Source organism: Pseudomonas caspiana (assembly GCF_040224095.2).
In the GTDB taxonomy this organism is placed as follows: Bacteria; Pseudomonadota; Gammaproteobacteria; order Pseudomonadales; family Pseudomonadaceae; genus Aquipseudomonas; species Aquipseudomonas caspiana.
The window spans coordinates 2,583,976-2,599,162 of the sequence record NZ_CP167995.1 but is presented as its reverse complement, the minus strand read 5'-3'; the positions used below and the strand labels follow the sequence as shown (position 1 = coordinate 2,599,162).

Below are 15,187 nucleotides of genomic sequence, written 5' to 3'. Positions count from 1 at the left end.
GCTTGTCCAACTCAAATACGTTCCATTTTTGGCAACCAGACACGAATAAGCGAAAACAACCGATCCAGATCAATAGGCTTAGCCAGATAATCATTGGAGCCGGCCTGCAGGCAGCGCTCCTGATCATCTTTCATCGCCTTGGCGGTTACGGCAATAATCGGCAGTTTGCGCCAGCGCGGGTCTTTACGAATCTCAATGGTCGCTTCATAGCCATCCATCTCCGGCATCATCACATCCATCAACACCAGATCGATATCTTCAATTTCATTCAGCTTGCTGATCGCTTCAATGCCATTGCGTGCCACTTCAATCACAGCGCCTTTATGCTCCAGGGCGCTGGTCAGGGCAAAGATATTTCGTACGTCATCGTCTACGACCAGAATCCTGCGCCCCTCAAAGACCTTGTCACGGCTACGCGCGGTCTTGAGCATCTTCTGGCGCTCATTAGAAAGTTGCGACTCGACCTTGTGCAGGAACAGGGTGACTTCATCAAGGAGACGCTCAGGTGAGCGCGCGCCTTTGATGATGATAGAGCGTGAATATTTCAGCAGCTCGGTTTCTTCATCCCGGGTCAGGTTGCGGCCGGTGTAGACAATAACCGGTGGGAACGAGCAGATTTCGTCGGTGGACATCCGCTTGAGCAGGTCATTGCCCAGCATGTCCGGTAGTTTCAGGTCAATGATCATGCAGTCATAGATGTTATCGCGCAGCAGATCCAGCGCGTCCTGAGCAAAACCGACGGCAGTGATTTCAATGTCGTCATCACCGATCAACCGCGCAATGCTGTCGCGCTGCAGGGCATCGTCTTCTACCAGCAGGATGCGCTTGACCTTCTGGGTCAGCTTGGATTCGAGCTTGGCGAATACATCCTTGAGTTCTTCACGGGTGGTCGGCTTGACCGCGTAGCCCACCGCGCCCATATGCATCGCCGCTTCCTGGCGGTCTTCGACCGAAATAACGTGCACCGGAATGTGTCGCGTCGGTGCCAGCTCTTTCAGGCGTTGCAGAACCGTCAGCCCCGAGTGATCCGGCAGGCGCATGTCCAGCAGGATCGCATCCGGCGTGAATTGTGCTGCCAGATTAAAGCCGTCGTCGGCTGCATGGGCCACCAGGCAGTGGTAACCCAACTCATGAGCCAGGTCGAAGAGGATTTTGGCGAAGGCCACCTCATCTTCGATAACCAGAATGCATCGTTTGGTCGAAGGCAGCTTCTCGCGATCATCGGCAAATGTCGGCACCGGCGCTCTGGCTGGCGCTGCGGGAGCGGCGAGCGGCTGAGGAGTGAACACCTGCAACGGCGCAACAGGCGCGGCGATTGGCGCAGGAGCTTGACCATATTCCAGTTGCACCGGCTCGACATACTGCTCTGGCAGGATCAACGAGAAGATACTGCCCTGCCCCGGCTCGCTGGTGACGGTGATCGAACCACCCAGCAAGCCCGCCAGATCCCGGGAGATGGACAAGCCCAGACCGGTACCGCCATAACGTCGATTGGTGGTGCCATCCGCCTGCCGGAACGCTTCGAAGATGCTCTCTTGCTGTTCCGGGGCAATACCGATCCCCGAATCGCGCACGGTAAAGACGATGCCGGCACCTGGCTGGCGTGAGACAACCATACTGACGGCGCCGGATTCGGTGAACTTGATCGCGTTCGACAGCAGGTTCTTCAGAATCTGTTCCAGACGCTGGCGATCGGTGTACAGCATGGTCGGCGCGCCAGGCTGCAATTCCACGTGGAAATCCAGGTTCTTATCAGTGGCCAAAGGCTGGAACATGTTGCGCAACCCATCGACCAGACGAGACACGCTGCTGTTTTCAGGGCGCATGTCCAGCTTGCCAGCCTCGACCTTGGAAATATCCAGAATGTCGTTGATCAGGTTGAGCAGATCGTTACCGGCTGAATAAATAGATTCAGCGAACTTGACCTGTTCAGACGTGAGATTCTCCGCAGGGTTCTCCGCGAGCAGCTTGGCCAGGATCAACGAGCTGTTGAGCGGTGTGCGCAACTCGTGAGACATGTTGGCAAGGAACTCGGATTTGTACTTGCTCGAACGCTGCAGCTCATCGGCACGGGCTTCAAGTTCGACCTGCGCAATATTCAGCTCCTCATTCTTGCGATCAAGCGCGTCACGCTGCTCGGAGAGAACCTGAGCCTGGTCGGCCAGTTGCTCGTTGGTCTGCTCCAGTTCGGCCTGCTGGGTTTCCAGATGAGCCTGAGACTCCTTGAGAATCCTCGACTGCTCCTCCAGCTCTTCGTTGGCGGTGCGCAGCTCTTCCTGCTGAACCTGCAGCTCTTCGTTGAGCTGCTGGGTTTCAGCGAGCACTTCCTGCAAGCGCTGGCGATAACGCGCGGCCTCGATAGAGGTACCGACGTTTTCGGCAATGAGCTCCATGAACTCAACATCACGCTCGGTCAGAGGACGCAGGAAGCCCAGCTCGATGACACCATTGACTTGATCGTCATTGCTGGTCGGTACCACGAGAATGCTACGCGGATCGCCTTCACCCAACCCCGAAGACACCTTGAAGTAATTACTGGGCACCTCATCAAGACGGATGATCTTGTCTTGCTGCGCAGCTTGACCGATTACGCCCTCGCCGCTGTAAATCGACTGTTCATGCTGTTCCTGCTCACGGGAGAAACCATAGGACGCCACGCGCTTGAGCCCGCCGTGCTCCTGACGCACGTAAATTGCCGCGACAACGCTGCCCAGGTACTGAGCAAAAAACTGCAGAACATTGGTGCCCAGATTATTAAGGGTCAATTGCCCTAGAACCTGCTCGGCCAGCTCGCTCTGGCCATTGCGTAACCAGGCGACTTTCTTCAGGCGCTCGGCGTTTTCTTCCTGAAGCTTCAGGTTGTCGCCATAGGTACTGGACAGGGCCAGCAAATCTCTACGACCGATGTGCGCCAGAATACCGCTGACGCTCAGTACAAAAATCAGGTAAAGGCTAACGCACAGAATGGTAGTGCGTGTAACGTCAGCATTGCGCGCTAGACGCAGTTGTTGCTCTATCGCAATAACTTCCTCGTACTGGCTGCGAACCTCGTCAGTCAACCGCTTGCCTCGGCCGGTTCGCAGCGGAGCGATGTATTCGCCTTTAATACGACGCTGATTGATCATTTCCTCAGCGTACTGTTGCCAGTCATCCTGCAGCGCCTGGATGCGTTTGAGTCGATCCACCTGAGGCGGGTTGTCACTGACCAGCACCTCAAGCCCTTTGAGCTCAGCAGCCAGCGCCGGTTTAGCCAGTTCATACGGGTCGAGGTAACGCTCATCCCCCGCAAGCAAATAGCCACGCATGCCCGTTTCCATATCGATGGAAAGCTTCAATGAGCGGTTCGTATTGTTGATCACTCGATCGGTATGTTCGACCCACTGGATGACCGAGAGCAGATAGCTGATCAGACCAATGAAAAAGATCGCGCTGATCACGCCTACGCTCAACGGCAGAGTGACGTTGCGGCCAAGCAATTTACGAAAACGTTGCTCATCGACAGTAGACGGACGGATCATGGGTCATCCTTGGTGATCATCAAACCATGAAGTGTGCCGTAAAGTTTAGAAAAAGACTCTCATTTCTGACACAGATGGCTGAATTTTCTGACATTTAATGGAAAAAATCACATCTTGTGTCGCACAACGATTACATAATGGCCAATGCGCCACCCGAGTGAGTGCATCGATTGGTCATTCGGAACTTCCCGCGTTATTTTGTTTACTCATAAAACGGTCGTATCCATCAGTACGCCCGCTCAATGTCACTTTTGAAGGAATTCACACATGTCCGCCCCCACCAGCACCATTCTCGTGGTCGAAGACGACGCCATCGTACGTATGCTCATCGTCGACGTGCTTGAAGAACTGGAATACAACGTGCTGGAGGCCCAGGACGGCGAAGAGGCATTGAAAACACTTGAAGACGAGTCGAAAGTCATTGATCTGATGATGACTGACCACGGCCTTCCAGGCATCAGCGGCGCCCAACTGGCGGTCAAAACCAGTGAGTTGCGCCCATCCCTGCCCATTCTTTTTGCCAGCGGCTACGCCGAAAACATTGATGTACCGGAAGGTATGCACAGCATCGGGAAGCCGTTCTCCATCGACCAGTTGCGTGACAAGGTAAAAAGTATTCTTGAACAGGCATGATTCGCAGTACCTGCCGGAACAACCGGTCTTGAACGCGCCAACCCATGTATTGATTATTGGTTATGTGTGGCCCGAGCCGCGCTCCTCGGCAGCCAGCGGCCACGTCATGCAGCTGATCCAGTGTTTTCTCGAGCAAGGCTGGCAAATCACTTTCGCCAGCCCTGCCACTGAGGGCGAACACAAAGCAGACCTGGCAGAGCTGGGTATCCATGAAGTCAGCATTGAGCTGAACAACAGCAGCTTCGATGTTTTCATCAGTGAACTACAGCCGGATATCGTGCTTTTCGATCAGTTCATGATTGAAGAGCAGTTTGGCTGGCGAGTAGAGAAGCATTGCCCGAATGCACTGCGCATCCTGGAAACATCAGACCTGCAAAGCTTGCGTCACGCACGCCATCAGCAGCTCAAAGACTACCTTAGTAATTCATCCCAACCTGATGATCTAGAAGCTTTTTTTGAAAAATCAGAGCGCACTATTTATTCCGCTATTGCCACAAGCGATCTCGCTCAGCGTGAGGTTGGTGCGCTTTACCGATCCGACCTCAGCCTGATGACATCAGACGTGGAAATGCAGCTGTTGACCCGTGAATTCCGGTTGCCAGAGGCCATCCTGCACTGGTGCCCGCTGATGATCAGCAGCATCCCTGCAACCGCACGGCCGTTTAGCGAACGAGCGCACTTTCTGAGCATCGGTAACTTTCGGCACGCCCCCAACTGGGATGCCGTGCTCTGGATGAAAAACGCCATCTGGCCGCTGATACGCCAGCAACTGCCCAAGGCCCAACTGCATATTTACGGCTCCTACACGCCGCCCAAGGCCACCGCGCTGCATAACGCGGCACAGGGCTTTCATGTCATGAACTGGGCGGAAGATGCGTTGCAGGTCATGTCCGAAGCGCGCATTTGCCTGGCGCCATTGCGCTTTGGCGCGGGCGTCAAAGGCAAGATTGTCGACGCAATGCTGTGCGGCACGCCGACCGTCACAACGCCAATCGGTGCGGAAGCCATGAGTGGCGACCTACCCTGGCCCGGCAGCATCGCCAACAGCGCTGAGCGGATTGCTGCTGAGGCTGTGCGGCTCTATCAAGACGAAGAGCGTTGGCATGAAGCGCAGAGCGCTGGCTGGGCGTTGCTTGAAGCGCGCTATAGGCATAACGAGCACTGCGCGAGCCTTATCGCCCGCATTGAGCATCTGCGCCAGAACCTGCAGGCCCATCGAACCGCAAACTTTACCGGCGCAATGCTGCGACACCACCATCACAAAAGTACCCAGTACATGGCGCAGTGGATTGAGGCGAAGAATCGCAATCCGGTGTAACGGTTTTGAGGTGCACCTCCGGGACCAGTGAGGGGGATTGGAGTGGGACCGGCTCCCGCCGGGAACACTCTCCCCGGATAAAACCGGCCCCACAACATATTTTCAATATTTTTTATCAAATAAAACAGTAGTTTATGACGTAAACCTAGAATCTACATTTCATTTCGCAACAGATACGTATCCATAATCCAGCCTTTCTCCCGACGCGCATTAGCCCTGACCGCCTTGATCTGATCACACACCTCATCCAGTGGGCCCGCAATCAGGATCTCATCGGCGGTACCCAGGTACGCGCCCCAGTAGATATGCAGGCCCTGATTGAGAAATCGGTCAAACGTGCAGTGTGCATCGAGCATCACCACCGTATTTTCAGGCGCGGTTCCTTGCTCCTGGGCCAACCTGCGCCCAGTAGTGATATGGATGGATTCACCAATACGGTTCAGTGGAATGCGGTGCTGCGCCGCGAGCACCTGAACGCTGCTGATACCAGGAATCACTTGATAATCAAATAGTTGAGGATACTTATCTAGAATCAACTCGAATACACGCAAGGTGCTGTCGTACAACGTTGGTTCGCCCCAGATCAGAAAAGCCGCCGTCTGCCCGGCCTCCACTTCATCAATGATCAGGCGCTGGAACAACGCTGCCCGCTGCTCATGCCAGCGCGCGACACCTTGCTGGTAAGAATGAGGATCATCTTCCCGGGAGGGGTCGCTGACCTGAAGCATTCGGTAATCATCACCGGCGATATAGCGCTCACAGATGTCTTTCCTCAGCCGCAGCAAATCGTCGTTGGCGTAGCCCTTATCCAGGAGGAAGAACACCTTGGCGCGGTTCAGCGCATTGATGGCCTGAATGGTGATCTGTTCCGGGTTGCCTGAACCGATACCGATGAGGAGGATGGTTTTCATGAATGATTTCCGTCAGGCGCCAGGCCTATGAAGGCGCGGCCAAATGCTGCGGTCACGATGTATCAGAATGGAGCTCATCGCAGCTTTCGGCAGCTTCTACAGATACGGTATCCGTTTGAGTCTGCCAGTTGTCACAGGAAACTCTGGGTGTTATCGCACACTCAGATAGTGCACATTAACAGCCTGGCATTCTGGACATCGGCCATATGATGACAAAAACAACAAGAGTCACAGACCCCTCTTACGAATTGATGGACGACCACAATGGACTGTCGATCATCTACCGCGAACACGGCTTCCCCTGCCCTTTAGTGCGCTGGCATTTCCATAAGGAATACGAGCTGCATCTGATCGTGGCCAGTTCCGGCAAGGTCTTTGTCGGCGACTACATTGGCAACTTCTATCCCGAGAGCCTATTCCTGACAGGCCCCAACCTGCCCCATAACTGGATCAGCCAGATCGAGGAAGATGAAGTCGTCAGTAAACGGGACATGCTGGTGAACTTCACCGACGAGCTGTTTGAAAGCGGCAGCCAGATATTCGCCGAACTCAAGACCCTGGCACCTCTGCTGGAGCGCGCTCAATACGGTATCGAGTTCCGCTGCAAACGAACCATCCGCCAGGCGACGAAGCTGATGCAGAAGATCGCCGACTCAAAAGGCATCAGTCGCCTCGGGCATTTCCTCATCCTCCTTGAGCTGTTGGCCGGGTGCGATGACTACCAATTGCTGTCAGGCAGCAATTCAGCGCCAATGGCCGATGAGCACAGCGTAGACCGCACCAACCGCGCCGTGGATTACATCTTCGCGAACTACGCCCGGGAACTGCCCCTGGAAGAAGTGGCCGATTATCTCGGCATGAAACCCACTTATTTTTCTCGAGTCTTCAAGCAGGCCACCGGCCGCTGCTACGTGGAATTCGTCAATCGCCTGCGCATCAGCAAATCCTGTGAGCTGCTGGCTGACGGCGATAAACCGGTGACGGACGTTTGCTTTGAATCGGGCTTCAATAACATCTCGAACTTCAATCGACGCTTTCAACAGCTCAAGGGCATGACTCCATCGCACTATCGCCGCCTGGCCGTTCAGCGCCTGACAGAGCAAAACCTGTACTGATTCACCCCGCAGCCTCGTGCAACGTCTACGCTAGGACTGCGCCGCAGACGGTTGCGGCGTGGCCGCAGCAGAGTCTCGGGCGTTTTTCCGCGTGGCAATCAGTGCAAAAAAGTATCAGTCCAAGTGTCTTGCAGGATTTGTCATCTGCGCCTGCGCCCGCTGTAATCAATCCACATCTTCCTTACCTCCGGAAGACACAAAAACAATAACCGACCTTCTGTAGCTCTCCGGGCGCAGAAGAGGAGTGATAAATGAAGACCTCTGCAAAAGTTCTGCTTGCCGGTACCTGTCTGACACTCTGCGCCACCGCTTCTGCGGGCGAAGTCACCATCGCTACGGTCAACAACAGCGACATGATCCGCATGCAGCGGCTGTCGAAAACTTTCGAAGAACAGCATCCCGATATCAAACTCAAGTGGGTCGTCCTCGAAGAGAACGTATTGCGCCAGCGTCTGACTACAGACATCGCCACCAAAGGCGGACAGTTCGACGTGCTGACCATCGGCATGTACGAAGCATCGCTGTGGGGTGCCAAAGGCTGGCTGCAAGAAATGAAGGACCTGCCCGCCAGCTACGCGCTGGATGACGTGTTCCCGTCAGTACGCGATGGCTTGTCGGTGGACGGCAAACTGTTTGCACTGCCTTTCTATGCAGAAAGCTCGATTACCTACTACCGCACTGACCTGTTCAAGGCCGCGGGCCTGACCATGCCGGAACGCCCTACCTGGACGCAGATCGCCGAATTCGCTGACAAACTGACCGACAAGTCCAAAGAGCAGTACGGTATCTGCCTGCGAGGCAAAGCGGGCTGGGGCGAAAACATGGCGTTGATCAGCACAGTCGCCAACTCATTTGGCGGACGCTGGTTCGATGAGCAGTGGAAGCCGCAGTTCGACCAGCCGGAATGGAAGAACGCGCTGAATTTCTACGTGAACACCATGAAGAAATCCGGCCCTCCGGGCGCTTCGAGTAACGGCTTCAACGAAAACCTTGCGCTGTTCAACAGCGGCAAATGCGCCATCTGGGTCGATGCCAGCGTGGCCGGTTCGTTTGTTACCGACAAGAGCCAGAGCAAGGTCGCAGACAGCGTAGGCTTTACTTACGCCCCTCATGAAGTCACCGACAAAGGCTCGGCATGGTTGTATTCATGGGCACTGGCAATCCCGACCAGCGCGAAAAACCAGGCTGACGCCAAAGCCTTTACCGAATGGGCGACCTCAAAAGAGTACGCAGCACTGGTAGCCGAAAAAGACGGCGTGTCCAACGTGCCGCCTGGGACTCGCGCCTCGACCTACACCGATGCGTATAAAAAAGCCGCACCGTTCGCCAACATCACGCTGGAATCGCTGAAGGCAGTGACGCCCAAAGCGCCAACCCTCAAGCCTGTGCCTTACGTAGGCATTCAACTGGTGACCATTCCTGAGTTCCAGGCCATCGGCACGTCGGTCGGTCAGCAGTTCTCCGCCGCGCTGGTGGGCACGGCAACCCCTGATGCAGCCTTGAAAAACGCGCAAAGCTCCACCGAGCGGGACATGAAGCGTGCAGGTTATCCAAAGAAATAGTCGCTGCTGACTATCAGTCGGGGTGCGTGCGCCCCGACACCCTGCTCTCCTTTTGCACCCAGGATCGCCATCATGACAACCTCAACTATCAAGCCTCAGGCCGTCACGCCCGACGATAATCCGTCAGTTAAAGGCAGCGTGACAAAACCGGGCTGGTTTCTGGTCAGCCCATCGGTCCTGCTGTTGCTGGTGTGGATGATCGTCCCACTGGGCATGACCATCTACTTCTCGCTGATCCGTTACAACCTGCTTAACCCCGGCGAGAACGAATTCGTCGGCCTGGAAAACTTCGAATACTTCGTCACCGACAGCGGTTTCCTTCCCGGTGCGACCAATACGCTATTGCTGGTCGGCAGCGTGCTGTTGATCAGCGTGGTGCTGGGTGTGCTGATTTCCGCACTGCTGGAAGCCAGCGAGTTTCTCGGTCGCGGCATTGTGCGCGTGCTGCTGATTTCGCCGTTCTTCATCATGCCCACCGTGGGCGCGCTGATCTGGAAGAACCTGATTTTCCATCCCGTGTCCGGGATCCTCGCCTGGGTCTGGAAGCTGTTTGGCGCCCAGCCGATTGACTGGCTGGCCAACTACCCCCTGCTGTCGATCATCATCATTGTTTCGTGGCAGTGGCTACCGTTCGCCATCCTGATCCTGATGACCGCCATGCAATCGCTGGATCAGGAGCAGAAAGAAGCCGCACGGCTTGATGGTGCAGGGCCTATCGCTATTTTCTGGCATTTGACGCTGCCGCATCTGGCGCGGCCAATTGCCGTGGTGGTGATGATCGAAACCATCTTCCTGCTCTCGGTATTTGCGGAAATCTTCACCACCACCAATGGCGGTCCAGGTTTCGCATCAACCAATCTGGCGTACCTGATCTACAACCAGGCCTTGCTGCAATTCGACGTGGGCATGGCGTCCGCTGGCGGTTTGATTGCCGTGGTCATTGCCAACATTGCTGCAATCATCCTGATCCGGATGATCGGCAAAAACCTCACTGACAAGTCCTGAGGGCCGAATCATGATGACGCTCAAACAATCCCGACGCCTGCAAAGCGTGCTGCTCGGCACCTTGTGCTGGCTGATAGCGGCGCTGATCTTCTTCCCGATTTTCTGGATGGTGCTGACCAGCTTCAAGACCGAGATCGACGCGTTCGCCACGCCGCCGCAATTCATCTTCACGCCGACCCTGGAAAACTACCTGCACATTCAGGAGCGCAGCGACTATTTCCACTTCGCCTGGAACTCGGTGGTCATCTCGTTCAGCGCAACCATCCTATGCATGCTGATCGCGGTGCCTGCGGCTTACTCCATGGCCTTTTTCGAGACCAAACGCACCAAGAGCACGCTGCTGTGGATGCTCTCGACGAAGATGCTGCCCCCGGTGGGCGTACTGATGCCGATCTACCTGCTGGCCAAGACCTTTGGTCTGCTGGATAGCCGCATTGCGTTGATCGTGATCTACACGCTGATCAACCTGCCTATCGTGGTCTGGATGATCTACACCTACTTCAAGGACATCCCCGGGGAAATCCTCGAGGCCTCGCGACTGGACGGTGCCAGCACCCGGCAGGAAATCTTCAAGGTGCTGATCCCGATTTGCAAAGGCGGCTTGGCATCCACTGCGCTGTTGTCGCTGATCCTGTGCTGGAACGAAGCATTCTGGTCATTGAATCTTACGTCGTCCAACGCAGCGCCACTGACTGCCCTGATCGCCTCCTACTCCAGCCCCGAAGGGTTGTTCTGGGCCAAGCTCTCCGCCGTCTCGACCCTCGCCTGCGCGCCGATCCTGATCTTTGGCTGGATCAGCCAGAAGCAACTGGTGCGCGGCCTGTCGTTCGGGGCCGTGAAATAACCCGCTGTGTTGCACTAAACACGGCCCCCTGTAGGAGTGAGCTTGCTCGCGATAGCGTCATATCAGGCGATATTTTTGCCGAGCATCTGCCCCCATCGCGAGCAAGCTCACTCCTACAGAAGTACTCATCAGGTTTAAAGAACAAGAACGGAGGCCACCATGGCTAACCTCAGCATCAGAAATCTGCAAAAAGGCTTCGACGGTCACCAGATCATCAAAGGCATCGATCTGGACGTGAAGGACCGCGAGTTCGTGGTGTTTGTAGGCCCGTCGGGCTGCGGCAAATCCACCCTGCTGCGACTGATTGCCGGGCTGGAGGATGTGACATCCGGGACCATCGAGCTGGATGGCCGTGACATCACTCAGGTAACACCTGCCAAGCGCGACCTGGCCATGGTGTTCCAGACTTATGCCCTTTACCCGCACATGACCGTGGGCAAGAACCTGTCTTTTGCTCTGGATCTGGCCGGTGGCGATAAAGCCGTCATCAAAAAGAAAGTCGATGAGGCAGCCCGCATCCTTGAGCTTGGCCCTTTGCTGGAACGCAAACCCAAACAACTGTCCGGCGGTCAGCGCCAGCGGGTAGCGATTGGTCGCGCGATCGTGCGCAACCCGAAAATCTTCTTGTTCGACGAACCCTTGTCGAACCTCGACGCCGCCCTGCGTGTGCAAACCCGTCTTGAGCTGTCGCGCCTGCACAAAGAACTGCAAGCGACAATGATTTACGTGACCCACGATCAGGTCGAAGCCATGACCCTGGCCGACAAAGTCGTGGTGCTCAATGGCGGCAAAGTTGAGCAAGTGGGCTCCCCGCTTGAGCTGTATCACCATCCGGCCAATCTGTTTGTCGCGGGTTTTCTTGGCACGCCAAAGATGGGTTTCCTCAAGGGCAAGATCAGCCGGGTCGATGCTGGCGGTTGCGAAGTCACGCTGGATGCGGGCGCCACGATCAATCTGCCGTTCGGTAATGCGCAGCAGAGCGTTGGCGACCCGGTGACGCTTGGGATTCGCCCGGAGCACCTGAATCTGGCCAAAGAAGGCGACTGCCAGATGCAAGTCATTGCCGACGTCAGCGAGCGTCTGGGCAGCGACACTTATTGCCACGTGCGGACCCGCTCCGGTGAAGCCCTGACCATGCGCATTCGCGGGGATCTGGCCAGCCAGTACGGCGACACCCTGAACCTGCATCTGGATAGCGCCCATTGCCACCTGTTCGACGCTCAGGGTTTGGTGATTGCCAAAGCCCTGCCGGTCGCCGCCTGAGAATTAGGGATCATTGCCATGAAACTGAACAAACAGAATTTGTCTCAGCTTGGGGACAGTATTGCCCTGCCCGGTTACAGCCCTGAAAGCACTACTCACGGCATTGCCCACATCGGCGTCGGTGGTTTCCATCGTGCGCACCAGGCGTTTTATACCGACGCACTGATGAACAGTGGCGAGGGTCTGGACTGGAGCATTTGCGGCATCGGTTTGCGCCCGGAAGACCGTGGCGTGCGTGATGCTCTGGCAGGTCAGGATTACCTCTACACGCTCTATGAACTGGGCGATACGCCCGACACTGAAACCCGGATCATCGCGTCCATCAGCGCCATGCTGCTAGCCGAAGACGATATCCAGACCGTCATCGACAAGCTCGCCAGCCCGCAGATTCGCATCGTGTCGCTGACCATCACGGAAGGCGGATACTGCATTGATGACAGTAACGGCGAGTTCATGAGCCACTTGCCGCAGATCCAGCACGATCTGGCGTATCCAGACGCGCCGCGCACCGTTTTCGGATTGCTCTGCGCCGCGCTGGCAAAACGCCGCGCCGCCGGCACCCCTGCGTTCACCGTGATGTCCTGCGATAACCTGCCACACAACGGCGCCGTGGCGCGCAAGGCCTTGTTGGCATTCGCTGCGCTGGGTAATCCGGATTTGCATGACTGGATTGCCGAAGAGGTCAGCTTTCCCAATGCCATGGTCGACCGCATCACGCCAATGACCAGCACATCCCATCGCCTGAAGCTGGCCGATGAAAAAGGCATTGATGATGCCTGGCCAGTGGTCTGCGAGCCCTTTGTGCAATGGGTGCTGGAAGACAAATTTGTCGACGGTCGTCCGGCGTGGGAGAAAGTCGGTGTGCAATTCACTGACGACGTCACACCCTACGAAGAGATGAAAATCAAGCTGCTCAACGGCAGCCACCTGGCGCTGACTTATCTGGGCGCACTCAAGGGCTATCGTTTCGTTCACGAGACCATGAATGATCCGCTGTTCGTTGCCTACATCCGCGCGTACATGGATCTGGATGTCACGCCGCAACTGGCGTCGGTGCCGGGCATAGATCTGGAAGGTTACAAGGACACGCTGATCGAGCGCTTCTCCAATCAGGCGATTGCAGATCAACTGGAGCGAGTCTGCTCGGATGGCTCGTCAAAGTTTCCCAAATTCACGGTGCCGACCATCAATCGACTGATTGTCGATCAAGGTAACCTGGAGCGCGCATCGCTGGTCGTGGCCGCCTGGGCGCTGTACCTGCAAGGCAGCGAAGGCGAAAACGGCGTGGCCTACAAGATCGTCGATCCGCGTGCGGATTTTTGTAAGGCACTGGTGGCCGACGATGTCCTGATCGTTCAGCGCTTGCTGGACGTCGAGGAGATCTTCGGTACTGCCATTCCCCAGTCAGCCGAGTTTGTCGCCGCCTTCGAAAAGAACCTGAACAGCCTCAAGCAGTTGGGCGTCAGCAAAACTCTGGAAAACCTGTTGGCCAAAACCGCCTGAGGTGCCTATGTTTCTCGGAATCGATTGCGGCACCCAAGGCACCAAGGCCATCGTACTCGACGCAGTCACCGGGCAGGTTCTAGGCCAGGGCGCTGCGCCGCACAGCATGATCAGCGGTCACAACGGTCGTCGCGAGCAGGACGTGCAGCAATGGCTGGACGCCTTCGAAAAAGCGACTGCCGGGGCGCTGCTTGAAGCGGGCATTTCCGGAGAGCAGATACTCGGGATTGGCGTATCGGGCCAGCAGCACGGCCTCGTGCTGCTGGATGCCGACGGTCAGGTGCTGCGCCCGGCCAAACTGTGGTGCGACACCGAAAGCACGCCGCAAAATGACCAATTGCTGGAGTATCTGGGGGGCGAAAGTGGCTCGCTGCGGCGTCTTGGCATTGCCATTGCGCCGGGCTACACGGTGTCCAAACTGCTCTGGACCAAAGAGCAGCACCCCGAACTCTTTGCGCGCATCGACAAGATCCTGCTACCCCATGATTACCTCAACTACTGGCTGACCGGTCGTTGCGCCAGCGAATATGGCGATGCATCGGGTACCGGGTATTTCAATGTGCGCACTCGGCAGTGGGATCTGGCGATCCTTGAGCACATTGACCCGAGCGGCAACTTGAGCCGGGCACTGCCTGAATTGCTGGAGGCGCACGAGCCGGTCGGCACGATCTTGCCAGAGATTGCTCGACGTCTGGGCATCAATCCCAACGCTGTGATTTCCAGTGGCGGCGGCGACAACATGATGGGCGCCATCGGCACTGGCAACATTCATCCGGGTGTAATCACCATGAGCCTGGGTTCTTCGGGCACTGTTTATGCCTTTGCCGATCAGCCACGGGTCAGTGAACAGGCGTCAGTCGCGACCTTCTGCTCGTCCTCCGGCGGTTGGCTGCCCTTGATCTGCACCATGAACCTGACCAACGCCACCGGCGTGGTGCGGGAGCTATTGGGCCTGGACATCGCTGCTTTCAATCAGGCCGTAAGCCAGGCCCCGATTGGTGCCGAAGGCGTATCGATGCTGCCGTTTCTGAATGGCGAGCGTGTGCCCGCCCTGCCCCACGCTACCGGCAGTATTCTGGGACTGGACGCCACCAATCTGACCCAAGCCAACCTGTGTCGGGCAGTGGTTGAAGGCACAACATTCGGCCTGCGCTATGGACTGGACCTGTTGCGCGCCAGCGGCATCAAAAGCGCTAACATCCGCCTGATCGGCGGCGGCGCCAAGAGCGCGGTATGGCGGCAGATCGTAGCCGACATCATGGATACCCCGGTGATTTGCACCGAGCAGGCGGAAGCAGCGGCGTTGGGTGCTGCAATCCAGGCCACCTGGTGCTGCGCCAATCTACAGGAAGCAGGCGAGACGCTGGATATTCTGTGTGCCCGTTGCGTCAGCCTCGATAACAGCAGTGAAACCCGGCCCGTCCCACAGAACGTCGCCAGCTATCAGCAGATCTATGAGCGGTATCGCAATCAGTTGCAGGCGCTCTGAGCCAACTTCTGGGCCCGACTGACGCA

Annotated in this window: 11 protein-coding genes; 9 read left to right on the top strand and 2 right to left on the bottom strand. The window is 56.5% G+C overall.

Translation table 11 applies throughout. From position 1 onward, the window contains the following. Nucleotides 1-11 precede the first annotated feature (11 nt). Nucleotides 12-3,518, bottom strand: a complete 3,507-nt coding sequence (locus tag ABRP31_RS11950) for a response regulator (RefSeq protein ID WP_349970804.1) — start codon at nt 3,516-3,518, stop codon at nt 12-14. 267 nt (nt 3,519-3,785) lie between these two features. Between ABRP31_RS11950 and ABRP31_RS11945 the strand changes: the two genes are divergently transcribed. Next, a complete protein-coding gene (locus ABRP31_RS11945; protein WP_349970803.1) occupies nt 3,786-4,151 on the top strand; it encodes a response regulator in 366 nt (121 codons plus the stop codon). 106 nt (nt 4,152-4,257) lie between these two features. Beyond that, a complete protein-coding gene (locus tag ABRP31_RS11940; RefSeq protein WP_349970848.1) occupies nt 4,258-5,469 on the top strand; it encodes a glycosyltransferase family 4 protein in 1,212 nt (403 codons plus the stop codon). Nucleotides 5,470-5,621: 152 nt separating this feature from the next. Here the strand turns inward: ABRP31_RS11940 and cobF are convergent, their stop codons facing one another. After that, a complete protein-coding gene (cobF, locus tag ABRP31_RS11935) occupies nt 5,622-6,380 on the bottom strand; it encodes a precorrin-6A synthase (deacetylating) (RefSeq protein WP_349970802.1) in 759 nt (252 codons plus the stop codon). Between the two features lie 209 nt (nt 6,381-6,589). On the opposite strand from cobF, the gene ABRP31_RS11930 reads away from it, so the two are divergent. The 7 genes from ABRP31_RS11930 to xylB all read left to right on the top strand — a co-directional run bounded on the left by ABRP31_RS11930 (nt 6,590) and on the right by xylB (nt 15,161). Next, nucleotides 6,590-7,495, top strand: a complete 906-nt coding sequence (locus tag ABRP31_RS11930) for an AraC family transcriptional regulator (protein ID WP_087270418.1) — start codon at nt 6,590-6,592, stop codon at nt 7,493-7,495. 251 nt (nt 7,496-7,746) lie between these two features. Next, nucleotides 7,747-9,057, top strand: coding sequence for a sugar ABC transporter substrate-binding protein (locus ABRP31_RS11925; RefSeq protein ID WP_087270099.1), 1,311 nt, complete (start codon nt 7,747-7,749; stop codon nt 9,055-9,057). 72 nt (nt 9,058-9,129) lie between these two features. Continuing rightward, entirely contained in the window at nt 9,130-10,062 is a 933-nt protein-coding gene (locus tag ABRP31_RS11920; protein ID WP_238599592.1) for a carbohydrate ABC transporter permease, read from the top strand. Between the two features lie 10 nt (nt 10,063-10,072). After that, nucleotides 10,073-10,906: a carbohydrate ABC transporter permease gene (locus tag ABRP31_RS11915; protein WP_095093944.1), complete on the top strand. Its 834-nt coding sequence runs from the start codon at nt 10,073-10,075 to the stop codon at nt 10,904-10,906. Nucleotides 10,907-11,065: 159 nt separating this feature from the next. Next, nucleotides 11,066-12,169: an ABC transporter ATP-binding protein gene (locus tag ABRP31_RS11910; protein ID WP_087270094.1), complete on the top strand. Its 1,104-nt coding sequence runs from the start codon at nt 11,066-11,068 to the stop codon at nt 12,167-12,169. Nucleotides 12,170-12,187: 18 nt separating this feature from the next. After that, entirely contained in the window at nt 12,188-13,672 is a 1,485-nt protein-coding gene (locus ABRP31_RS11905) for a mannitol dehydrogenase family protein (RefSeq protein WP_349970801.1), read from the top strand. Nucleotides 13,673-13,679: 7 nt separating this feature from the next. Further along, nucleotides 13,680-15,161: a xylulokinase gene (xylB, locus tag ABRP31_RS11900; RefSeq protein WP_349970800.1), complete on the top strand. Its 1,482-nt coding sequence runs from the start codon at nt 13,680-13,682 to the stop codon at nt 15,159-15,161. Nucleotides 15,162-15,187: the final 26 nt, after the last annotated feature.

Coding starts and splice junctions, on each gene's coding strand:
- ABRP31_RS11950 (WP_349970804.1), bottom strand. CDS start 3,518: ATGATCCGTCCGTCTACTGTCGATGAGCAACGTTTTCGTAAATTGCTT.
- ABRP31_RS11945 (WP_349970803.1), top strand. CDS start 3,786: ATGTCCGCCCCCACCAGCACCATTCTCGTGGTCGAAGACGACGCCATC.
- ABRP31_RS11940 (WP_349970848.1), top strand. CDS start 4,258: ATGCAGCTGATCCAGTGTTTTCTCGAGCAAGGCTGGCAAATCACTTTC.
- cobF (WP_349970802.1), bottom strand. CDS start 6,380: ATGAAAACCATCCTCCTCATCGGTATCGGTTCAGGCAACCCGGAACAG.
- ABRP31_RS11930 (WP_087270418.1), top strand. CDS start 6,590: ATGACAAAAACAACAAGAGTCACAGACCCCTCTTACGAATTGATGGAC.
- ABRP31_RS11925 (WP_087270099.1), top strand. CDS start 7,747: ATGAAGACCTCTGCAAAAGTTCTGCTTGCCGGTACCTGTCTGACACTC.
- ABRP31_RS11920 (WP_238599592.1), top strand. CDS start 9,130: ATGACAACCTCAACTATCAAGCCTCAGGCCGTCACGCCCGACGATAAT.
- ABRP31_RS11915 (WP_095093944.1), top strand. CDS start 10,073: ATGATGACGCTCAAACAATCCCGACGCCTGCAAAGCGTGCTGCTCGGC.
- ABRP31_RS11910 (WP_087270094.1), top strand. CDS start 11,066: ATGGCTAACCTCAGCATCAGAAATCTGCAAAAAGGCTTCGACGGTCAC.
- ABRP31_RS11905 (WP_349970801.1), top strand. CDS start 12,188: ATGAAACTGAACAAACAGAATTTGTCTCAGCTTGGGGACAGTATTGCC.
- xylB (WP_349970800.1), top strand. CDS start 13,680: ATGTTTCTCGGAATCGATTGCGGCACCCAAGGCACCAAGGCCATCGTA.